The sequence below is a fragment of the Streptomyces netropsis genome (assembly GCF_014203545.1).
Classification (GTDB): domain Bacteria; phylum Actinomycetota; class Actinomycetes; order Streptomycetales; family Streptomycetaceae; genus Streptomyces; species Streptomyces netropsis.
Genome location: NZ_JACHJG010000008.1, coordinates 156,817 through 177,330, shown reverse-complemented (window position 1 = coordinate 177,330; position 20,514 = coordinate 156,817). Strand labels below are relative to the sequence as shown.

Sequence of the window (20,514 nt, the reverse complement as noted above, 5' to 3'; positions counted from 1 at the left end):
CTCATGGGGTCATGACTTGGTGACGCGGACGGTCTCGCCGTAGCCCCCGGACCGCAGTACGTCGATGCGGACGCCGGCGGCGGGGTCGGTGAACGACCGGCCCGCCCGGTAGGGGGCGTCGTCCAGCGGCCGGCAGCCGCTCGCGGGGGTGGTGTCGGGCTCGGCGTCCATCACCCGGACCGGCCCCTTGCCGGTCGGCACGGACGAGTCCACCGCGTAGACCAGGGCGCCGGTCGAGCAGGCCCGCGCGTCCGCCCGCACCGCTCGTCGTGACTCGACGACGTAGGCGGTCGTCGGGCCGGTGCGGATCACGGCCATCTTGGTGCCGCCGCCGTACTCCACGGCGGTCATGCGGACGGTGTCACTGCCCCTCGACGCCCGGCAGACGACCTGGCTGTCGTGCGTCCAGCCGAGCTTCCACGACTGCCAGGCCAGGTACTGCGAGCCGGCTCCGCCGATCAGACCCATCACGTCCCAGCCTCCGGTGAAGCGGTGGGTGTCGCCGCCCGCGTCGAAGGCGTAGAGGTCGGGCAGGCCGAAGGCGTGCGCGGTCTCGTGGCCCACCAGCCGGTGGTCCCAGTGCCACATGTCCTGACCGAAGGTCACCGCCCAGGTGACGCGCCTGCCGTCGGCGACCACGCCCGCTGTGCCCGGCTCGTAGATGTAGGTCGGGGTGAAGGAGATGGCCGACGCGTTGCGGGTGGGGACCACATGGACCATGTCGTAGCGGGAGAAGTCCACGTACGGATCGGCCGCGGTCACGGCGTCCTTGAGGTACGCCTCGTGCGTCTCGTGGCTGAGTCCGCGGGCGAAGCCGTAGTCCGTGGAGCGGTGCGGCATGCGCACCCATTGCCGGTGCTGGGTGATGGACAGCCACGTCTTGCCGTAGGAGGCCTTCCTCACCCAGTCCGCGCCGGGGGTGATGCGGGCACTGTCGGCGGCCGGGGACTCGGTGGCGGGCGCGTCGGGGAAGTCCACGAAGATCATGGCGACCTTGATGACCCCGGTGGGGCGTTTGAAGACGGAGTAGTCGGTGTCGTGGCCGACGTCGGTCCAGCCGGTGGTGCCGGGCAGGGCGCACGCGAGCGCCCTGTCGCGTACCCCCGCGCCGGTTCCCGCCCAGGCGGGCGGCGTACAGAGCAACAGTGCGACGGTGAGCACCGTCGACAGCAGGGTCGGCAGCACCGGCCTCGAAGGATGCACTCTTCTCATGGCTGCGTGAAACTCCCGTCGTTGGCGGCACAGTTGACGGACTGACGGGAATTCGGAATCCAGTCATCCGCTTGGCGTTTTACCGAACTCAGGGTCGCTGAGGGCTTGTCAGTAACATTTCACATTACTACGTTACACATCACATGGCGCCGCAGCAGTCCCCCACGTACCGCTTGTCGGAAGGCGGCTGAAGCACCGTTGCGCCGCCATCAGCACGCACGCCGTCGTCCTTCTTCGCGTGCGGCTCACTTCACACCTCCCACACAGGAGTCATCGGTGTACCAGTCCAGAACCCTGCGCAGATCCCTGCTCACCGCCGCGATAGCGGCAACGCTCTGCGCCACCGCCGTCCAGCCCGGCTACGCGGACTCTCCTTCGCCCGCGTCCTCGTCCACGGCGGTTCCCGCGACGACCGCGCGCCCGGACGCCCTCACGCCCAACCCCTTCGACGAGGTCACCCGACTGGCCAAGGCCCCGCGGCCCGCCATCCAGTCCCCGTCCGCGCCGGGCGGCCTCACCGACGGGCGCGTGCCGGGCCTGCGCGCCGACAGACCGAAGACCGGCAACGGCAAGGCCGACCAGGGGAAGGGGAAGTCCAAGTCCCCCGCTCCCACCATCACCGTCGGGAACACCGCCGTTCCCTGCACGCTCGACGGCGTCACCAGGCTCGGTCCCGAGCAGTTCGCCGACTTCCTCGCCGACCGGGCCGTCACCGCCGACGGCTGCCTGCGCGACATTCTGTGGACCTGGGACCAGCGGCTGGTCCCGGTCATGTCGAGGGCACACGTGCAGGCCGTCTCCCGCCGGATCGAGGGCCTGGCCTCCGCGCACGACGGGAAGAACGGCAGTCACCTGCTGGAGATGTTCACCTACCTCCACGCGGTCGCCTACCACGACTTCTCGCGCAGCGAGATCGACATCACCGACGCACCGACCGTGGAGGCCATGCGCCGCGCGGTGCACTCCTTCGGCTCGGCCGCCCGCACCTTCGACGTCACCCGCACCAACGCCGAGTCCCTGCGCGAGGCCCTCTACGCGGCGAGCTCACCCGGTCTGCGTCAGCACCAGCTCCCGTTGATGAAGCGCGTCCTGGCCACCATGGACGCGGCCCACCCCGACACCGCCAAGGACGCCTCCTGGGCCGGCGCCGCGCTCGCCGCCCTCTCCCTCAACTACCTGGGCGTCTACCCGGGCAACCACGACAGCGCCTTCCACGCCGCCGTCACCGCCGACCGCTCCTATCGCGCTGCCTTCAAGGCCTTCGCGGGCTACACCCACCTCAAGGGCACGTCCAACGCCTGGGTGGCGCGCGACGCCGTCGGGGAGTACGGGCGGATGGGCCAGATCGACGCGCTCAAGGGCGAGATCGCCTCCGACCTCGGCGGGCTGCTGACCACCACGGCCGGCAACTTCGGAGAGGGCAGCGAACCCTGGGCCAAGGTCGTCACCTGGCTCAACGAGTTCGGCGCATGCAAGCAGTACGGGGTGTGCAAGGCCGACATCGAGCGCCGCATCTTCCCCTCCACCTACACGTACGACAACGGCGGCATCAAGGTCCGCACGGCCCTGCCACGGTCCACCGTCGACCGCCTCTACTACGCGAGCAAGCAGGTCAAAGCGCAGTTCCATCGGGTCCTGGGCACCGAGCGGCCGTTGGCGGGCGACACCAACACCAGCCTGAACATCGTGCTGTACGCCTCGCGCTCCGACTACGAGATCTACCACCCGCTGCTGACGGGCATGGGCACCAACAACGGCGGCATCTACATCGAGAACGGCGCCACCTTCTACACCTACGAGCGCCGGGTCCCGCAGGACTCGACCCTCACGCTGGAGGAGCTGTTCCGCCACGAGTACACGCACTACCTCAACGGCCGCTGGGCGGTGCCCGGCCTCTTCGGCGAGGGGCCGTGGTACCAGGGCGACCGCACCACCGCGATGGACGAGGGCACGGCGGAGTTCTTCGACGGCGCCACCCGCGACGGCGGCATCAAGGTCCGCAAGTCGCTGGTGCAGAGCATCATCAACGACACGGCCGGCGGCAAGCCGCGCATGAGCGTCGACCAGCTGCTGCACGCGGAGTACGACAGGGACGGCTTCCGCTTCTACTCCTACGCCGGAACGTTCTTCGAGTTCCTCTGGGCCGAACGCCCGTCACTGCTCAAGGAGATGTACGGATACACACGGGCCGACGACCCGGCCGGCTTCGACGCCTGGCGCAACCGTCTCGGCAGGGACTCGAACCTTCAGCGCGCGTACGACACGTTCCTGGACAAGCAGATCGCCAAGGTGAAGGACCTGTACGTGCCGAACACCACGTTCACGCCCGTCGGTGGGCTGGACGCCGGTCACCCGGCCACGGTTCGCGCGTCCTTCACCGCCACGACCGGCAACACGCCCGACTGCCGCAGCAACGGCGACCCGCAGCGCCCCCGCTTCACCTGCACGGGCCGGATCACCGCCAACCTGAGCGGCCCGGGCAACGCCGACCTGGTCTTCAAGGACATGTCCGATACGGTCGACTACTTCATACTCGAGCGGACGAAGAAGGGCACCAACAACTTCGCCGACATGAACTGCTCCTTCGGCAAGGTCGACATCTGGACCGACCGTCCCGCGGGCTCGGCCGACTTCACCTGCGAAGGCCCCCTCCGCGGCTGACGGCCGCCGTGATCCGGGCGCGTGGCCCGACGGAAAACACGTCGCGGCGGGCATGAACACAGTGAAGGGCCCGACGGAATGCCGGGCCCTTCACGTGTCAGTAGCGGGGACAGGATTTGAACCTGCGACCTCTGGGTTATGAGCCCAGCGAGCTACCGAGCTGCTCCACCCCGCGTCGGTAGGGTCAACAGTACGGCATCAGCCGGGCCGGCCGCGCCAACGGCTCTCACGACGCCACGCTCACGATGCCGGCGGAGACATGCCCGTTCCGTGCAACAGCGCCCGTCCCATCGGCGTCAGCGCATGACGGACACCGGTCCCGTCCCGTTCCGTGGTGAGCAGGCCCGCGGTGCGAAGGACGGTGGTGTGGTGGCTGGCCGTGGCGGGGGACGTGTGGGTGCGCCGGGCCAGCTCGGTGGTGCTCGCCGGGGTCGCCACCGCCTGGAGCACCCGTGCCCGGGTGGTGCCCACCAGCGAGGCGAGGGCGCCGTCCGGTCCCGCCGGAGCGGCTGCCGCCCAGACGGACCGGTAGGTGGCGAGGTCGCGGGCGAGGGGGTAGCGCAGGACGAGAGGCCGCTCGGGCTCCGCGTTGTCGAGCAGTGCGAGGGGCTTGGGCCAGAAGAACGTCGGGACGAGCAGGAGACCGCGGCCTTCCAGCCACACATCCGCGGTGGTGTCGCACGGGACGGACAGGACGGGCGAGGCCCAGCGGATCTCGGGATGCAGCGTCGCGAGGAGCGCGCCGACACCGGCATCGGCCGCGGTCAGCGCCCGTTGAGTGCGGTCGGTGTGCGCTGCGGCCAGGAGCTGGGCCCAGTAGGGGGCGACGGCCACGGCGTGGTAGTCGTGGAGGGTTCGGTGGAGGAGATTGCTCCACTTCCGCTCTCCCCGGTGGAGTTCATGGATCCAGCGCGGTACGCGCGGCCGTAACCGCTCAGTGGCATGGAAGTCCGCCGCCCACTGGCGGCGGGGCAGGGACCAGGTGTGGTCGAGGCTGCCGGCGAGCGTGGCGGTGGTCGCATGGGTGAACGCTTCGGGGACGTACTCTCCCGCGCCGGCCGGCGCGAGGTCCAGCAGTGGGCGCATCCCGGGCCGCAGGCTCCTGCGGGTGCGCTCGCGCCATCCGGCCAGAGCGGCGCCGCCCAGCCGGTCGGTCTGGAGGACCGGCAGGCTCAGGATCGTTTCCGCGAGCGGGTCGGGCGAGGGCGCTATGCGCACGCGTGCCAAGTCGTCGGGAGCGAAGTGGATACGCAGCAAGGTCACCTCTCCAGGGGTCGACTTCGCGGTGCGACGAGCAAGGCCGCGTCCTGCCGGTCCGAACGGGCGGGACGGCAGATGACAGCGGCACTTGCGGACGAAGGTAGCCGGACCGTTCGACGGCGGGCGGCCGGCCCCGGGAGATCTGGCCGGAAGGCACCGTGCGAGGAGACGCGCTGTCCGGATTCAAGGCACATCGAAAGGCTTTGAATATCGCTGTGACCCGCGGTGACACTGAGCGGGCCGGCACCGCGTCTCCGGGCCCGGCCCGTCTCCGGGCCGCGGTCGTCCGGCTGCTACGTCATGAATTGTGCGTGTTTCACGTGACATAGAGCTATCCAACGTCAAGGAGTCGTCATGTCCCGCATGTCTTCCTTCCGCTTACACGCGGCCGTTGTTGCCTTCGCCGCCTCGGCGAGCCTCGTGGGTGCCGTCACGTCCGCGCAGGCGGCCGGCGCTCCGGACGGTCCGGCCCAGCCCGTGGGGGTGCACAAGTACACCAATGGCGCCACCGGCAAGTGCCTGGACGTCCGCGCCGCCTCCCGCGACGACGGCGCCGTCGTCCAGCAGTTCAACTGCAAGAGCGGCGAACAGCAGAAGTTCGCGACGCAGTTCTTCGTGGGTGACCCGACCACCGTGATCAGACCCAACCACTCCGGCAAGTGCGTCGACACGCTGAACGGTCAGCCCGGGGCCGGGATCATCCAGCGGACCTGCAACAACACCCTCAGCCAGCGCTGGGAGATCGTCGACCTCGGCAACAACGCCGTCTCCATCAAGAACGTCGCCTCAGGTCTGTGCCTGGACGACGGTGGTATGCCGTCCGGCAGCCGCCGCGAGGTGCGCCAGGTGGTCTGCCTCGGCAGCGCCGGCCAGATCTGGTCCCGGTACGCGGCGTAACCGCGCCCCTGAGGCCGCACGCGCCCGCGTGCGGCCTCCTCCGCGCCTGGCGCGGTACCGGCAGCGGATGTGAGCGCCTTGGCCGACCCGGTCTCGGGGCACGCCCTGCTCACGCCGCCGCGGCCACCGGGCCCCTTCAGTGGCCCGCGTCGCCGATGACGGCTGTGGCGAGCACGGAGCCGGTGCCGATCATGCTGCGTGTGACGTCGTCGATCTGTCTGCGCGCGGCGACCGGCAGGCAGCCGTCCTCCCATGCCTTGACCGCGCGGTCGCTCAGGTTCCGCTCGGCCTCCTCCCGGGAGCATCCGTGCTGCTCGGCGTGGTGCGTGACCTCGTCCGGCGTGGGCAGGGCCGGCGGGTCGGTCACCCATGCCTGCTCCATATGGTGGGCGAGCGGGCCGAAGGGTCGCGCCGGGGCGACGTAGGCCCGTATGAGGGTCACCATGGGGCTCCCGGCGGCCGGCCGGGTCCGCCACTGGTCGACGAGTACGTCCGCCATGGTCACGAGATCGGTGAGCCATGCCAGGTACTGCGTCGTCCAGGGGCCCCACGGTTCCGGTCGCACGGGCATCACCGGGCGCGGGTCCTTCTGCAGTTCACCACGGCGGAAGAGGAATTCCCCGCCCAGTGCCTGTTCGTCCTCGGTCGGGACCCATTCCCGCTGGCGCAGAGCGGCCTCGACGGCCTCGACGGTGTCAGTCACCCCGCCACGGTACGGCCCGCACCCGCGCCGGACGATCCCAGCCCGGCCCACACGGAACGCCGGCAGATCGGATCATCACCAGGATGCTCGCGACCGGCGTCGAGATCGTGCAGGGGGAGTGCGGCAGAATCCCGGTATGCGAATTGTGATCTTGTGCGGTGGAGAGAGCTCGGAGCGGGACGTTTCCCTGGCCTCGGGCTGGTCGGTTGCCCGGGCTCTGCTCGAGAGGGGGCACGAGGTGGTGCTGGTCGACCCGGCCGCCGCGGTACCCGTCCTGGCCGGGCCGCTGCACCCCGGTGATGTGGTCGACGGGGTCGCGGTCGGGAAGGAGCCGCCGTCCCTGGCGGACCGGCATCAGTTGCGGGGGCGCATGCACGCCGCCCTGACCGGCGGTCCGGTCCTGGAGCTCCTCCGCGGCGCGGAGTTGGTGTTCCTGGCGTTGCACGGCGGCTGGGGCGAGGACGGGCACGTGCAGGCGCTGCTGGAGATGGCCGGTGTGCGGTTCACGGGTGCGGACAGCGCGGTCTGCGCGGCGGCGTGGCACAAGGGGCGGGCGCAGGCGGTGCTGGGTGCGGCAGGTCTGCCGGTGGCCGAGCGGGTGCTGTGGCGGCCTGGGGTGAGTGAGGTGCCGCAGGACGTGAAGCGACTGGTGGCGGCCGGGCCGGTGGTGGCCAAGCCGGTTGCGGACGGTTCGAGCGTGTCGGTCTACCGGGTCGACTCGCCGTCGCAGCTGGCACAGGTTGCGGCCGAGGTGCACTCCGGTGATGTCGAGCTGCTGGTGGAGCCGTTCCTTCCGGGGCGGGAATTCACCGTGGCCGTGGTCGGCGACCAGGTGCTCCCCGTGATCGAGATCGAGCTGACGACGCCGATGTTCGACTACACGGCCAAGTACCAGCCGGGGGCGGTCAGTGAAGTGTGTCCGGCGCGCGTCCCGGCCGACTTCGCGTCCCGACTGCAGGAGTTGGCGCTGCGCGCGCACGGTGCTCTGGGGTTCGGCGGTGATGCGTACTCGCGCACCGACTTCCGCTGCGACGCCGACGGCGAGCCGATGTGCCTGGAAGTGAACACGCTCCCGGGCCTGACGGCGGCGAGCCTCCTGCCGCTCGCAGCGGCAGGGGCCGACTGGACCTACCCCGACCTGATCCAGCGCATCGTGGACCTCGCGACGCGCTGAGCGGGGACGCCCCGCAGCGTCGGTGAGCCTGGCGCCGGCTGCGGGGCCGGACCGCGGCCGGTGTCCGGCCCCGCCCCGCACGGCAACCTTCCGCCGGCCGAGGCCACGGCCCCCTCGCGGGAGGCCCCGAAGACATTGTTCTAGGGTGCGATGCATGACTGACGCCGTCACCACCAGCTTGTTCGACGAGCTGCGCAAGGATTCCGTACGGGACGTCGCGGGGCTGCGTTCGCTGTACGAGCTGCCGGGCACCGCCGCGGTCCGCAAGGAGACGGGACATCTCACCGACAAGGCACGGGAGTTGGTGGGACTCTCTTCCCTCGTCTTCGTCGCGACCGCCGATGCGGACGGCCGCTGCGACTCGACCCCGCGCGGCGGTCCGGCCGGCTTTGTGACCGTGCTCGACGAGCGGACCCTCGTCATCCCCGACGCCACCGGCAACAAGCGCCTCGACAGCATGCTGAACGTGCTGGAGAACGGCCAGGTCGGCCTGCTCTTCGTCATCCCCGGCCGCACCAGCACGCTCCGTGTGAACGGTCGGGCCTGTGTCTCCGCACGGCCCGGACTTCTCGACCGGCTCACCGCGGTGGGCAAGCGGCCGGTCAGCGCGCTGGTGGTGGAGGTCGACGAGGTGTACCCGCACTGCCCCAAGGCCCTGCTGCGCGGCTCGGCCTGGAAGCCCGACGAGTGGCTCGCCCCCGATGCGCAGCCGACTTCCGCGGAAGTGACGCTCGCCCAGCTGCGGATGCCCGGCATCACCATCGAGGATGTGCGGCGAGCAGAGGAGGAGACCCTCAAGTACCGGTACGAATAGGCAACCCGGGCCCCCGGGACCGCGAGTCGCCGGGTACGCCCGTGCCGCGCGTACCCGGCCCGGTCATGCCGTCCGGCCGTCCGGCATCAGTTCGAGCTCGCTGAACGTGTCCGCGACCCGGGACCGCTCGCCCGCATCCGCGTCCGTGCTCCGGCTGCCGCCGCCGTCCAGCGTGCGCAGCCGGGCGACAGCCTCCTCCAGGTGGTAGGCCCCGCCTCCGAGCACGACCCACTTGCCGACGTCCGGGTGCATGGCCAGGGCGGCGTCCCGGTTCTCGGCGTCGGACGTGGGACGGTCCACCCAGATCTCGCAGCTTCCGGTCACCCCGACGGGCACGCCGCCGGCCGACCACGCGACCGTCACCGTCACCGTGTGCCGGCCCGGTCGTTCGAGCGGGAACCCGTCGGAGCTCCAGAACACGCGGTAGTCGGCTTCCAGGGAGCCGCCCGGCTCCAGCGGGGCCAGCTTCGCTCCTTCACAGGTGATGACGAAGGGGCGGACCGGCCTCTCCTCGCCGCTCTCGTCGCGGCTCGACATGGTCGTGTACAGCGCCTCCATGCGGAGGTCGTCGGGAACCACCAGGTCGGCTCCGGAGGTGTTGGTCAGCTTCCACGAGACCGTGACGGGTGCGCCCAGGGGCGCGCGCTCGGTCTCGGCGCTGACCTCGAACTCCAGCTCGCTCGGGTAGAAGAGGTTGCGGTCGGATGCCTGTGGGGCACCGGCGGGGAACCAGCCGCCGAACGGCCAGCCGCCGGGGCGCACCACCGGGTCGGGCATGTGGGCCAGGTGGTTGCGCACGGTGGTGTTGAAGCCGAGGTTGATCTGGTCCGGGAACACCCCGGGCGCACCGGTCGTGGGTCCGCCCAGGACGTCGGCCACGCTCGGCGTGGTGGTCATGATCGAGTTGTCGGGGGCGGTTTCGGTCTCCTGGTGGATCTGGTTGAAGGCGTGGGTCACCTCGTGGGTCGCCGACCGGAGGTAGGCGCGCGGCACGTTGCGCTGTTGCTGATTGGCCGCGGTTCCGAAGTTAGGGGAGTTGCTGCTCGGGTAGCCGTCGTCGCTGAAGCTGGCGGATCCCTCGCGCGGGACCCCGATCTGGTCGTACATCACTCCGCGGGAGCAGCCCATGGTCGCCGGGACGACCACGAGGTGCGTGCGCCACTCGGCGTCCAGGTCGGTCCCGGGCTTGCGCACGCTCGACATGAGTGCGTGCAGGTCGGCAGGCGACCAGCAGGCGCCTGGGTCGACGCCCGTGGGCACCGGGACCTCGGTCTGCCCTTCGACGCGGTCGATGGTCAGCTGCCAGCGGGCCGTCGCGTAGACGGTGTCGAAGAACTCCGTCCCGGTGCCTGCGGCGTTGGGGACCGGTGCGGGCGCGACGGCTCCCTTGAGCGTGTCGATCTCGAGCACGGCGCGGCGCAGGAAGCTCGACACCCAGCTCAGGGTCACGGAACCGCGGTCGATGCCGCCCTCCAGAACGCGGCCTTCGAACCTCGGCCCGGAGGAAAACGGAGTGGGCACGGTGCCCGGCACCTGCTTGAGGACGAATCTCAGCGACCGGCTGGGCGTGGTCGGGAACGACCCCTGGAACGAACCCGCCGACGGCTGCGTGTAGCCGAACTCGTCCACGTCGAGGGTGACCTGACACGGTTGTCCGGGCGCGGTGGAGCCCGGTACCACCAGGCGCGTGCCCTTGAGGTAGGAACGGTACTGGTCCCGCGGGAAGATCGGGATACGCCGTCGCAGGAAGGGGGAAGGCCCGTCCGCTCGACTGGCCGCGGCGGCGACGGACTCGCCGGCGGCGCCGGGGATCGCCGGGGTGTCTGCGACCGGCTGTGCCACGGGTGTCGGCTCGCGGTACAGGTCGCCGCTGATGATCACTCCGTCCGCGCCGGCGGACGGTGCCTCGCGGTCGACACGCAGCGTACCGACGGTGCTCTGGAAGGAGCCCAGGGTCGGGCGGATCGTGATCTGGTAGCAGCCGTCGCGAAAGTCCGGGCGGCACGGCCTCAGCGGCTGCGGGCCGGGCGCGTCGGCGTTCGTGCCGGATGTGCCCTGTGCTCCCGGCGAACCGTCCTCGACCGCCATCGGGACGGCGACCGGGACCCCGGGTGGAACCACGTCCGCGCTGTTGGGCAGCACGTGCTCGTCGACGTCGGAAGTCTGCGGTGCGCAGTCACACATGAAGTCCTCCTGGGGTCGATACGCGGGGTGGACACAGTCCCTGTCCTCACCGATCCCCGACCCCCTCAGCCCCAGGTGCGCGGGCTGGACACGACAGCGACGTTTCCCAACTCAGCCTGCGCCCCGAGCGGGGCCGCGGCAACATGGACAGTGGCGGTCAGAGAGGCCTTCGGGGAGCCTCGCGTGAACAAGGCCGCCTATGATCGACCTCATCATGACGGATTTGGGAGCTTCCGAACCGCAGCTCGTCTCGGGCCGCTGGCGGCGTGTCTCCGACTCCGAGTGTGCTCGGAGGTACCCGGCCGAGCTCACCATCGGTCCGGGGTCCCGGTACCTCGGGACGCGCAGCCCTGACCAGGGGCTGCCGGTGTGGGACGTGGGCACGGCCCGGATGCCGGACGGGTCGACGCTGGTGATGAGTACCTCCAGCGACGAACTCGTCAGCTACCGGGTCGAGGTCGTCGACGGCCGGTTCACCATCACCGCCCCGGACGGATGCGTGGTCACTTTCGAGCGGCAGGCCTGACCAGGAGCCGTCCGGTGCGGGCTTTGCCCCCCCCAACGCGGGTGTGGCAGAACGCCGCCCACGCTCAGCGCTCCTCGTCATGGCTGTGACCCGGGTGCCGCAGGCGCATCCAGATGTCCCTGGCGCGACGGCCGGCCTCGGTCCGGCTGTCGGCGACCAGGAGCCGGGCCTGTTCCGGCGTCTCCACCATCGGCCCGGAGCCGCGCAGCGGCTTGCCCGCCGTCTCGTGGAGGAAGAACGCCGAGACGAGCCCGATCGCACCCGCGGCCATCAGGTAATACGCGGGGATCATGGCGTCGTCGGTCGTTTCGAGGAGAGCGGACACCGCCAGGGGAGTGGTGCCGCCGAAGAGCGACACCGAGATGTTGTACGAGACGGACAGCGCCCCGTAGCGCAGCCGGGTCGGGAAGAGCGCCGGCAGCGTCGCGGCGGCGGTGCCCGCGAAACACACCAGCAGCAGCCCGAGGACCAAGCAGCCGAACGCCGGGAGCAGCGCCCCGTCGGCGCGGATCAGGAGCATCGAGGGGACGGCGAGCGCGATCAGGGCGGCACTGCCCGCCATGAACATCGGCCTCCGCCCCCAGAGGTCGGAGGAGTGGCCCACGACGGTGATGGTCAGGGCCACCAGGACCATGGTGCCGAGGATCAGCAACTGGGCGGTCGTGGCGTCCTTGCCGAGCGTTTCGGTCATGTACGTCGGCAGGTACGAGGTGACCATGTAGCTGGTGACGTTGTAGACGACCACCAGCCCCATGCAGATCAGCACCGCGTGCCAGTGCCCGGTGAAGATCTCCTTCAGCCGCCCGCGGCCGGACTGGCGTGCCTGCTCGACCTCGTCGTCCTGGGAGCCGGTGGTGCCCGGCGTCCGTGCCTGGGCCGCTTCGGTCTCCGCGCGGAAAGCGGGCGTCTCCTCGAGCCGCATCCGCATGTACAGACCGATCAGCCCGAGGGGCCCGGCGACCAGGAAGGGCAGGCGCCATCCCCAGTCGGTCATGCCGTCGGTACCGAGAACCGCGGTGAGTGCCGTCACCAGCCCCGACCCGAGCGCGTAGCCGACGAACGTCCCGAAGTCGAGCCAGCTGCCCAGGAATCCACGGCGGGTGTCGGGCGCGTACTCGGCGATGTACGTGGTGGCTCCGGCGTACTCACCGCCCGTGGAGAAGCCCTGCACCAGACGGCAGACGAGCAGCAGCACGGGCGCGACGAACCCGGCCGTCGCGTAGCCCGGCAGGAACCCGACGGCGAAGGTGCTCACCGCCATCATGATCATCGTGGCGGCGAGCACCCGCTGGCGTCCGATGCGGTCACCCAGCGGACCGAAGACGAGACCACCGAGGGGCCGGACGAGGAAGGCGGCCGCGAAGGTGGCGAAGGTGGAGATGACCTGCGCGCCGGACGAGCTGGAAGGGAAGAAGACCTTGCCCAGGGTGACCGCCATATAGGCGTACACCCCGAAGTCGAACCACTCCATCATGTTGCCCAGGGCGGCGGCCAGTACCGCGCGGCGGACCTCGGGACGGTCGGTGACCGTGACGTCCTCGATGTTCAGCGACTTCTTGCGGCGCCGCAGCAGTGTGCGGAGCATGCGGTCGGTGGCCACCGCCCCACCGCGGGAGGGGGCGGTGCGCCCGGGTTTCGGGGTCTTCTTGCGATCGGCGCTCACGGTCACCTGCCGGTGGGTCGGGAGCCCAGGTGTTGGGGCTCCTGGGACGTTCATGTACTCATGGGCCGTCTCTTGCGGTTTATGCATTGAACCTTGTTCGGACCCCGACGGGCCCATGACCCGCCCGTCGCGCCGGACCCGTGCAAGCGCTCTTGGGATGCGTCCGGGCCACTGCGGACGGAGGCTGGAACCATGCCAGAACATGCCCGGATCGTCGTCCACCCGCCGTCTCCGTCGGGTGGCCGGCAGGTGACGGTCGGCCGAGAGGTTCTGGGCATGGCGTACGGGGTGATCGACCTCTATGAGTTCCTGCGCCGGACCGGCGTGTCGATGGAGGACGCGCGACTCGATGATCCGGCGCTGATCGACTGGCAGGGCGGGGGCCCCGGCGTCTGGTCGTGACGCGCGGGACGGGCCTGCCGGCCGGGAGCGGAGCGACGCGGCCCGCCGCGGGCGCCGCTCGGCGTTGTCGTCAAACGCGGGAGCTTCCGTCGGCCGACGGCCAGGACGTGTTGTAGCGCAGCAGGTAGGCGGCGAAGCGGGCGAGGTCGGCCTCGTCCCAGTCGGCGAGGCGCTCCCGGAAGGCTGCGCGGCGATGGCCGCTGACCTGCGTCAGGGCGGCGGCACCGCGGGCGGTCAGGTGCAGGATCCGGGCCCGCTGGTCGTGCGGGTCGGGGCGGCGTTCCACGAGGCCGAGGCGTTCGAGATCGGCGACCTGTCGGCTGACGGTGGACTTGTTGAGCAGGAACCGGTCCGCGAGGTCGGTGGCCCGGCATCCGCGCTGGTCCTCCAGGTGGGCGAGAAGCGCGAAGGAGACCAGGGACAGCTCGGGATGCATGCGGGCGGCAGCGGCCCGGGAGCGCCGGGCGAAAGCCGTCAGCTCGCGCTGGATGGTCTCGACGGAATCGTCGCGGTCGGACACGGGATGGCCTCTCTTCCCTATCTAGCTGTAGAGTACAACTAGATTAAGTAGTTGTAGATGCCAACCATCCCCTTCGGGGGAGTCGAGGAAACGCCATGAAATCCGCGACGGGCGGCGCGCTGCGCCATGTCCTCACCCACCTGCTCACCCCGCTGCTCATGTGTATCGGCATGGGCTTGGCCTACCTCGGCGCATTCGCCGATCCCGCGCCGCACGACCTGCCGGTCGCCGTGGTGGGGTCCGGCCCCGGCGCCCGGGACCTGGCGCGGACTATCGCCGACAAGGCGGGCGACGCCCTCGCCGTCCGCACCGTCAACGACCGGGCGCAAGCGGAGGAGCAGCTGCGCCACCAGGACATCTTCGGCGCGTTCGTCCCCGACGCGAAGAGCCCCGAGCTCCTGGTCGCCTCGGCCGGATCGGACACCACAGCCACCGTCGTGCAGAAGGTCTTCACGCCCGTGGCCGCCCGTCAAGGCACCCCGCTGAAGGTCACCGACATCGCACCGCCCGCCCAGGACGACCCGACCGGGCAGGGCATCTTCTTCCTGCTGGTCGCCGTCAGCATCGGCTCCTACGCCTCCGTCGCGGTGATCGGCGGAGCCGGTGCGGTCCTGCCCGTGCGGATACGGGCGCTGCTGGCCGTGGCGACCTCCGTGGCGGTCAGCGTGATCGGCGTGGTCCTGGCCGGGCCCGTCTTCCACCTCGTCGACCACGGGCTGGGCGGACTGTGGGGAATGGCATGGCTCTACTCCGCCGGCGTGCTGCTGATCGGCACCGGGCTGCACACCTTCCTCAAGCGATGGACGACACTGGCGATGATGGTGCTGTTCGTGATGCTGAACTTCACCAGCTCCGGGGGCATTTTCCGGCCCGAGCTGCAAAACGGCTTCTTCGCCTCCCTGCACGGCTTCTGGAACGGTGCCGCCTTCGTCGAAGGCACCCGCGGCCTCGCCTACTTCAACGACGCCGGCTTGGGCCGGCACGTAGGGACACTGGCCCTGTGGCTGATCGTCGGTCTGGCCGTGACCGCCCTCGCGTGGACAGCCGAAACCCGGCGGCGGACCGGGACCGCGACCACGGCCTCCGCCGACACCGAGGAAGAGATGGAAGAAGCCGTCGGCGTCTGACCCCGCCGCCCGACCGGCACCGCGGCCGCGGTGCCGGCAGCCACTGCCCCCGTCACCGCGGCTGCGGTGTCAGGAGGCCTCGGCTTCTGCCAGCACCGCCCGGATCACGTGCCGGGCGTTGCGCGCCATCACCGGGTTCGTCCTGCGGTAGTACGGCAGCGCGATCAGTGCCTGCGAGAGCGTCCGCCCCCGGCCGCGGCTCCAGGTCGCGTCGTCCACGCCGAGCGCCTCGCGGAAGACCTCCCGTGCACCGGCGGGCAGCAGATTCCAGGCCGGGAACAGATCGCAGGCCGGATCGCCCACGCCCATGCACCCGAAGTCGATCACCGCGGTCAGCCTGCCGCCGTCCACCAGCAGATTGCCCGGCATCAGATCGGCGTGCAGCCACACCGGCGGCCGGTCCCAGCGCGGGGCCCGCAGCGCGTCCTCCCACACGGCGGCCACGGCGTCGCAGTCGACGCCCTCCTGCGGGATGCCGCGCAGTTCCTCGATCGCCGCCCGGGTCGACGCGTCGAGCGAGGCGACCGGCCCGCCGCGGTGGGCTTCCGGCGCCCCCGGCAGGGTGATGCTCCGCATCGCCGCCACGAACCCGGCCAGATCCTCGGCCAGCGGCACGGGCTCGCTCAGCGCCCCCGCCTCGGGGTTCTCCCCCGGCAGCCACCGGTACACCGACCACGGCCACGGATACCCCTCGGCGGGCTCCCCGGCCCCGAGCGCCTCGGGAATGGCCGTGGGCATGAAGGGCGCGAGGCGGGGCAGCCAATCCCGCTCCGTCGACAGGTCCTTGGCCCCGCCCTTCACCAGCGGCAGCCGTACGGCCATGCCGTCGCCCAGCCGGTACATGCCGTTGACCGTGCCGCCGGACGGAAACCGTTCCACCGCCAGCCCCGCCCACTGCGGGAACTGCCCGGCGATCAGCCGCCGTACGAGGTCGTCGTCGATGGGGTGCAGGTCGGGATGCATCTGTCGTGCGCTCATGGGCCGCCATCCGACCGCCGTTTGTCGGCGGGCGTCAAACACTTTTCCGGACCGAGCAGACCGTGTACTCACCTCGCTACCAGGCCCGTTGAGGCACCCGTACAGCTCCGGGGGCCGGGATCCGCTCTCGGCGAACCACGTTGGTGCTCGGTGTGTGCGGTGCTTGAGTACGGGGATGGAAATCCTTGTTCTGGGTGGCACCGCATGGGTGGGCCGGGAGCTGTCGCGTCAGGCAGTCGAGCGTGGTCACCGGGTGACGTGCCTCGCGCGCGGCGAAAGCGGAGAAGTGGCGGACGGAGCGGTGCTGGTGACCGCTGACCGGCGCGATCCCTCCGCCTACGAGCCGCTGCTCGACCGCGTATGGGATGCGGTCTTCGAGGTGTCGTGGCAGCCCGGCTTCGTTCGTGAGGCCCTTGACGCGCTGGGTGACAAGGCAAGGCACTGGTCCTACATCTCTTCGGTCAGTGCCTACGCCTCCCACGCCGTACCGGGCGCGGACGAGTCCGCGGTGCTCCTCGCCCCGACCGATCGAAGCGAGGTCGGCCGCGAGCTGTACGGCGAGGCGAAGGTCGCCTGCGAGCAGGCGTCGACGGACGCCGTCGGCGACCGGCTCGTCATCGCGCGCGCCGGCCTCATCGGCGGCCCCGGCGATCACAGCGGCCGCTCAGGCTACTGGGTGGCTCGTGCCGCACGGGATCCGCAGGGGCGGATGCTGGTGCCGGATTCACCGACCATGCCGACACAGGTGGTCGACGTGAGGGACCTCGCCGCCTGGCTGCTCGACGCCGCGGAGGCGGGGACCACCGGCACGTACGACGCGGTCGGTCCGGTCGTCCCCTTCGAGGACTGGATCGCGCTGTCCCGCACCATCGGCGGGCATACCGGGCCGGTGGCCACCGTCGACGGGGCATGGCTGCTCGCGAACGGCGTGGCCGAGTACATGGGCCCCGAGTCGCTGCCGATGTGGGTGCTCGCGCCCGGCTGGGAAGGGTGGTCGGCCCGCAACGGCTCCGCGGCGCGCGCCACGGGGCTGCGGAATCGCCCCCGGGCGGAACTGCTGGCCGACACCCTGCTCTGGGAACGCGAGCAGGGCCTGGACCGAACAAGGCGTGCGGGCCTCAGCAGCCGGCGCGAGCGAGAACTTCTCGACGCGCTATTCGGCTAGGTCGGCGAGAAGGCCGACCTGGTCGATGTCCGAGGACCAGCAGTACAGCATGACTTCGTCGGCACCGATGTCCTGGAAGGCACGGACCGCCTCGCGGATCCCCTTAGGCGTGGTGAGAAGGCCGTTCGCGACGTGGTCGGCGCGACCGCTGAAGTCGTAGTAGTCGCGGATGTTGTGCCGGGCCTGCTCCACGGTGCTCGCCGGGCCGAGGGCGACGTTCACTTGGGCGACCAGGCGGGGCCGGCCAGGACGGTCGTACTTCTCCCAGACCGCCTCGACGTCGCGGAACAGTCCGGCCATGAACTGCGGTGGCAGCGCGGCGCCCAGGAAGCCGTCGCCGAACCGGCCGACCCGCTCGATCGCCGCCGGGGCGAAGCCACCGAACAGCACCTCCGGGCCGCCGGACGTCGCGGGCACGGGCCCGATGGACCCGATACCTTCACCGTACGGCTCGCCGGACCACGTCCGACGCAGCAGGGGCATCTGCTCGTCGAGGCGGCGGCCCCGGCGGTGCATGTCGATGCCTGCGGCCAGGCAGTCGTCCTCGCGGCCGCCGACGCCGATGCCGAGGGTGAAACGGCCGCCCGACAGGCGATCGAGGGTCGCTGTCTGCTTGGCGAGCATCGCGGTGTTGTGGACGGGGGCGATCAGCACCTCGGTCTGGAGGCGGATGCGCGACGTGGCGCCGGCGAGGGCCGCGAGGGTGATGAGGGGTTCGGGATTGTCGAAGACGAGCCGGTCGAGCAGGCCGAGCGTGCTGAACGGGCCCGTGTCGGCCCGTCGGGCCCAGCTCAGCAGCAGGGCGGGGTCGTCGATGGGAAGGCCGAGACCGATCTTCATGGGATGAATCCTCCGGAGGGCATGCCGAAACAGGTTGCCGCCCCTCCGTGGCTCCGCGCGGCTGTGCGCGGGCTTGCTCCCGTTCTGCGGCGTGGATCCAGAGAGCGTGATTCTTAGAGTGCGGTGACCGTAACGCAGCCGGCCGCGCTGGAGCAACGCCTTTCTTGGCCGCCTCCCGTGGACTACCGCCGTCGGTACACCGAGCGGTGGAGCTGGTCCTTGGCCGGCCCGGTGGTGCGCCAGCGCAGATGCCATTCGTCCCGGGAGACGATGGTGAACGTCCCGTCGTAGAGGTCACTGGCGCAGGGGTGACGGACGTTCCAGCGGCCCGTGCGCAGGTCCAGGGCGTGAAAGGCCCGGCCGTCGGCGAAGGTCACCTCGGCGGTGCCGTCCGGTCCTGGGTACAGCCGGAGCGTCCGGCCCGCCCTGTTGACGGTGCCGTTCCAGGTCAGTTCGCCGTCCTCGACGTGCAGGACGTGCGCGGGGTCGCCGGACGCCCGGAATTCGGCCGTGCCGTGGAACGCTCCCTCGGTACCGGTGGCCAGATCGAGGAGAGTGCGGTCGACCGCCCACCGCCCGCCCAGATAGACCACCGCATCCGGCACGGGATGCGGGGCCGGCGTCCCGGAGGGGAGCGGGTCGTGGGCGGTGGAACTCATGGCCGCATTATCGCCCAGCGCTGCGCGTCCCGGTGAGCGGCCCTTGGTACGGGCCGAGACCCCTAGGCATCCTGGGGAAGATTCAACGCCGAGTCCGTATGCAGTGTGATGTGTACCGGCAGGAAGCTGGTGGCCTCGGCCGACGGCTCCCCGGTGCCGGGATTACGGGCGAAGCGCGGATGGGCGCCCCCGCTGATCTGCAGCCGAATGCGGTGACCGGCGGCGAAGCGGTATGCGGTGGAGCTCATCGCCACGGTGACCTCCGAGGGCGCCTGTCCGGTGGTCCGCAGCCGGGTCAGCCCGTCGCAGACGTTGGTGGAACGGCCTTGTGCGTCGACGTCGCAAAGGCGGGCGAAGACGTCGGTGTATCCGGTGTCCGTCGAGATCCGCAGCCGCGCGGAGACCGGGCCGAGGACGTCCAACGGCTCGGTCAGCGGTGGGCCGGTGAACGTCAGGACGTCCTTTCGTGCCTCCAGGGTCCTGTTGTCGCGGGCCCCGGCGCCGCGGGAGAGCAGGGGACCGCCCACGGAAGGGGTGGGGTCGGCCGGGTCGTAGCGGAAGGTCGCCAGAGGTGTGGAGTCCGTCGGGGGCTGCTGGGTGAGATACCCGTCCGGGGCGGGGAACCAGGAAGCCGTGCCCGTGGACGGCGGCCAGTCGGCGAGGTCCCGCCACGCCCCTTCGCCGCCGACGTGCACCCGCACGTCGGTGGGGCGCAGGCCGGAAGGGTCGTCGCACAAGTGCGCGCGCAGCCATGCCAGGCTCTCGGCGAACACCTCGGGCCAGCCCTGCTGGAGCGCGGAGGTGTGGGTCCAGGGGCCGACGAGCAGGGCCGTCCCACAGCCGGCCCGACGCAGTCGGCCGTACTGCTCGAGGGTCTGGTCGAGCAGCACGTCGTGCCACCCGGTGATCAAAGCGGTGGGCACGGCCAGCCGCTCGGCCGCCTCTCCCATGGATGTGCCGCGCCAGTACGGATCGTCGGCGTCGGTTTGGGTCATCGCGTCGTCCAGCCAGGGCACTTCACCGAGGGCGGACGCGTAGGCACCGCGCAGCGGCTGCGCGGTGGTGATCTCGCGCAGGCGGCGTTGCAGGCGCAGGGTCGCCTTCAGCATGGGTGCCAGCCCCTGGTGCTGGAACATCATACCGGCGCCGGAGACAAGGACGTTCTCCAGGTTGAGCGCACCACCCGCGTGGAAATAGGCATGGGGGTCGTGCATACCGACCTGTACCACCATCGCCTTGAGCTCCGGTGGCGGGTCCTGGGCGAGGGCCCACTGCGCGTAGCCCAGGTAGCTGGCGCCGATGGTGCCCAGGGTTCCGTTGAACCAAGGCTGCTCACGCAGCCAGGACACCGTGGCCCGGCCGTCGGCGGCCTGGTCGCGCCACAGGCTGAACTCACCGCCCGAGCCGCCGGTGCCGCGGCAGCTCTGCAGGATCACGTGGAAGCCCTGTTCGGCGAAGAGAACCCCGTACAGGGGTGACCACGGCAGGCCCCTGCCGTAAGGGGAGCGCACGACAAGGGTGGGGAAGTCGCCCTCGGTGCGGGGGAAGTAGTGGTCCGTGACCAAGGGACTGCCGTCGGCGGCCGGTACCACGAGCCCGGGCTCCCACCCGACGTCGTGCTGTTTCGCCGGCAGACCGCGCCATGTCGCCCTCATCATCCGCGAGCTCAACGGCGGCTTCCCCGTCGGTGCGGTCCAGGCGGGCTTCGACACGACGTCGTGCGCGTGTG

The 20,514-nt window shown here is 70.8% G+C and carries 18 protein-coding genes and 1 tRNA gene; 8 read left to right on the top strand and 11 right to left on the bottom strand.

All coding sequences use genetic code 11. The annotated features are described in order from the left end of the window. Positions 1-9 precede the first annotated feature (9 nt). Positions 10-1,212, bottom strand: coding sequence for a M6 family metalloprotease domain-containing protein (locus tag FHS38_RS20265; protein ID WP_184735343.1), 1,203 nt, complete (start codon positions 1,210-1,212; stop codon positions 10-12). A gap of 276 nt (positions 1,213-1,488) precedes the next feature. Between FHS38_RS20265 and FHS38_RS20260 the strand changes: the two genes are divergently transcribed. Next, positions 1,489-3,873: a collagenase gene (locus tag FHS38_RS20260; RefSeq protein ID WP_184735341.1), complete on the top strand. Its 2,385-nt coding sequence runs from the start codon at positions 1,489-1,491 to the stop codon at positions 3,871-3,873. Between the two features lie 101 nt (positions 3,874-3,974). Here FHS38_RS20260 and FHS38_RS20255 read toward each other — a convergent pair. Beyond that, positions 3,975-4,048: transfer RNA gene (locus FHS38_RS20255), tRNA-Met, on the bottom strand. Positions 4,049-4,113: 65 nt separating this feature from the next. Then, positions 4,114-5,136, bottom strand: coding sequence for an ArsR/SmtB family transcription factor (locus FHS38_RS20250; protein ID WP_184735339.1), 1,023 nt, complete (start codon positions 5,134-5,136; stop codon positions 4,114-4,116). A 351-nt stretch (positions 5,137-5,487) separates the two neighbouring features. Here FHS38_RS20250 and FHS38_RS20245 point away from each other — a divergent pair, with 351 nt between their 5' ends. Then, entirely contained in the window at positions 5,488-6,030 is a 543-nt protein-coding gene (locus FHS38_RS20245) for an RICIN domain-containing protein (protein WP_184735337.1), read from the top strand. A gap of 136 nt (positions 6,031-6,166) precedes the next feature. On the opposite strand, the gene FHS38_RS20240 is transcribed toward FHS38_RS20245, so the two are convergent. Continuing rightward, positions 6,167-6,733: a hypothetical protein gene (locus FHS38_RS20240; protein ID WP_184735335.1), complete on the bottom strand. Its 567-nt coding sequence runs from the start codon at positions 6,731-6,733 to the stop codon at positions 6,167-6,169. 136 nt (positions 6,734-6,869) lie between these two features. Here FHS38_RS20240 and FHS38_RS20235 point away from each other — a divergent pair, with 136 nt between their 5' ends. Both FHS38_RS20235 and FHS38_RS20230 read left to right on the top strand, forming a co-directional pair. After that, complete coding sequence (locus FHS38_RS20235; protein ID WP_184735333.1) at positions 6,870-7,907, top strand: D-alanine--D-alanine ligase family protein; 1,038 nt, start codon at positions 6,870-6,872, stop codon at positions 7,905-7,907. 154 nt (positions 7,908-8,061) lie between these two features. After that, complete coding sequence (locus tag FHS38_RS20230) at positions 8,062-8,721, top strand: MSMEG_1061 family FMN-dependent PPOX-type flavoprotein (protein ID WP_184735331.1); 660 nt, start codon at positions 8,062-8,064, stop codon at positions 8,719-8,721. Between the two features lie 63 nt (positions 8,722-8,784). Here the strand turns inward: FHS38_RS20230 and FHS38_RS20225 are convergent, their stop codons facing one another. Further along, on the bottom strand, positions 8,785-10,905 hold the full coding sequence (locus FHS38_RS20225; protein WP_184735329.1) for a hypothetical protein: 2,121 nt from the start codon (positions 10,903-10,905) through the stop codon (positions 8,785-8,787). Positions 10,906-11,119: 214 nt separating this feature from the next. Between FHS38_RS20225 and FHS38_RS20220 the strand changes: the two genes are divergently transcribed. Continuing rightward, positions 11,120-11,431 carry a hypothetical protein gene (locus FHS38_RS20220; RefSeq protein WP_184735327.1) on the top strand — a complete coding sequence of 104 codons (312 nt, stop codon included), beginning with the start codon at positions 11,120-11,122 and terminating at the stop codon, positions 11,429-11,431. A 64-nt stretch (positions 11,432-11,495) separates the two neighbouring features. On the opposite strand, the gene proP is transcribed toward FHS38_RS20220, so the two are convergent. Further along, positions 11,496-13,016, bottom strand: a complete 1,521-nt coding sequence (proP, locus tag FHS38_RS20215) for a glycine betaine/L-proline transporter ProP (RefSeq protein ID WP_184735661.1) — start codon at positions 13,014-13,016, stop codon at positions 11,496-11,498. Between the two features lie 270 nt (positions 13,017-13,286). Between proP and FHS38_RS20210 the strand changes: the two genes are divergently transcribed. Then, positions 13,287-13,496 (top strand): hypothetical protein, encoded by a 210-nt coding sequence (locus tag FHS38_RS20210; RefSeq protein ID WP_184735325.1) that lies wholly within the window; start codon positions 13,287-13,289, stop codon positions 13,494-13,496. 70 nt (positions 13,497-13,566) lie between these two features. On the opposite strand, the gene FHS38_RS20205 is transcribed toward FHS38_RS20210, so the two are convergent. After that, positions 13,567-14,016: a MarR family winged helix-turn-helix transcriptional regulator gene (locus tag FHS38_RS20205; protein ID WP_184735323.1), complete on the bottom strand. Its 450-nt coding sequence runs from the start codon at positions 14,014-14,016 to the stop codon at positions 13,567-13,569. A 95-nt stretch (positions 14,017-14,111) separates the two neighbouring features. Between FHS38_RS20205 and FHS38_RS20200 the strand changes: the two genes are divergently transcribed. Continuing rightward, positions 14,112-15,143: a hypothetical protein gene (locus FHS38_RS20200; RefSeq protein ID WP_184735321.1), complete on the top strand. Its 1,032-nt coding sequence runs from the start codon at positions 14,112-14,114 to the stop codon at positions 15,141-15,143. Positions 15,144-15,212: 69 nt separating this feature from the next. On the opposite strand, the gene FHS38_RS20195 is transcribed toward FHS38_RS20200, so the two are convergent. Then, a complete protein-coding gene (locus tag FHS38_RS20195; RefSeq protein WP_221495180.1) occupies positions 15,213-16,121 on the bottom strand; it encodes an aminoglycoside phosphotransferase family protein in 909 nt (302 codons plus the stop codon). A gap of 175 nt (positions 16,122-16,296) precedes the next feature. Between FHS38_RS20195 and FHS38_RS20190 the strand changes: the two genes are divergently transcribed. Further along, positions 16,297-17,286, top strand: coding sequence for an NAD-dependent epimerase/dehydratase family protein (locus FHS38_RS20190; RefSeq protein ID WP_184735319.1), 990 nt, complete (start codon positions 16,297-16,299; stop codon positions 17,284-17,286). On the opposite strand, the gene FHS38_RS20185 is transcribed toward FHS38_RS20190, so the two are convergent. The 3 genes from FHS38_RS20185 to FHS38_RS20175 form a co-directional block, all read right to left on the bottom strand. Then, positions 17,275-18,126, bottom strand: a complete 852-nt coding sequence (locus tag FHS38_RS20185) for an LLM class flavin-dependent oxidoreductase (protein ID WP_184735318.1) — start codon at positions 18,124-18,126, stop codon at positions 17,275-17,277. The two genes, FHS38_RS20190 and FHS38_RS20185, sit on opposite strands and share 12 nt — an antisense overlap. Positions 18,127-18,308: 182 nt before the next feature. Beyond that, a complete protein-coding gene (locus FHS38_RS20180; RefSeq protein WP_184735317.1) occupies positions 18,309-18,785 on the bottom strand; it encodes a DUF6314 family protein in 477 nt (158 codons plus the stop codon). Between the two features lie 62 nt (positions 18,786-18,847). Next, complete coding sequence (locus FHS38_RS20175) at positions 18,848-20,440, bottom strand: CocE/NonD family hydrolase (RefSeq protein WP_184735657.1); 1,593 nt, start codon at positions 20,438-20,440, stop codon at positions 18,848-18,850. Positions 20,441-20,514: the final 74 nt, after the last annotated feature.

Excerpts from the sequence above, each read along its gene's own strand:
- FHS38_RS20265 (WP_184735343.1), bottom strand. The coding sequence starts at position 1,212 with ATGAGAAGAGTGCATCCTTCGAGGCCGGTGCTGCCGACCCTGCTGTCG.
- FHS38_RS20245 (WP_184735337.1), top strand. The coding sequence starts at position 5,488 with ATGTCCCGCATGTCTTCCTTCCGCTTACACGCGGCCGTTGTTGCCTTC.
- FHS38_RS20235 (WP_184735333.1), top strand. The coding sequence starts at position 6,870 with ATGCGAATTGTGATCTTGTGCGGTGGAGAGAGCTCGGAGCGGGACGTT.
- FHS38_RS20230 (WP_184735331.1), top strand. The coding sequence starts at position 8,062 with ATGACTGACGCCGTCACCACCAGCTTGTTCGACGAGCTGCGCAAGGAT.
- FHS38_RS20225 (WP_184735329.1), bottom strand. The coding sequence starts at position 10,905 with ATGTGTGACTGCGCACCGCAGACTTCCGACGTCGACGAGCACGTGCTG.
- FHS38_RS20220 (WP_184735327.1), top strand. The coding sequence starts at position 11,120 with ATGACGGATTTGGGAGCTTCCGAACCGCAGCTCGTCTCGGGCCGCTGG.
- proP (WP_184735661.1), bottom strand. The coding sequence starts at position 13,016 with ATGCTCCGCACACTGCTGCGGCGCCGCAAGAAGTCGCTGAACATCGAG.
- FHS38_RS20210 (WP_184735325.1), top strand. The coding sequence starts at position 13,287 with ATGCCAGAACATGCCCGGATCGTCGTCCACCCGCCGTCTCCGTCGGGT.
- FHS38_RS20200 (WP_184735321.1), top strand. The coding sequence starts at position 14,112 with ATGAAATCCGCGACGGGCGGCGCGCTGCGCCATGTCCTCACCCACCTG.
- FHS38_RS20195 (WP_221495180.1), bottom strand. The coding sequence starts at position 16,121 with ATGAGCGCACGACAGATGCATCCCGACCTGCACCCCATCGACGACGAC.
- FHS38_RS20190 (WP_184735319.1), top strand. The coding sequence starts at position 16,297 with ATGGAAATCCTTGTTCTGGGTGGCACCGCATGGGTGGGCCGGGAGCTG.
- FHS38_RS20185 (WP_184735318.1), bottom strand. The coding sequence starts at position 18,126 with ATGAAGATCGGTCTCGGCCTTCCCATCGACGACCCCGCCCTGCTGCTG.
- FHS38_RS20180 (WP_184735317.1), bottom strand. The coding sequence starts at position 18,785 with ATGAGTTCCACCGCCCACGACCCGCTCCCCTCCGGGACGCCGGCCCCG.
- FHS38_RS20175 (WP_184735657.1), bottom strand. The coding sequence starts at position 20,440 with ATGAGGGCGACATGGCGCGGTCTGCCGGCGAAACAGCACGACGTCGGG.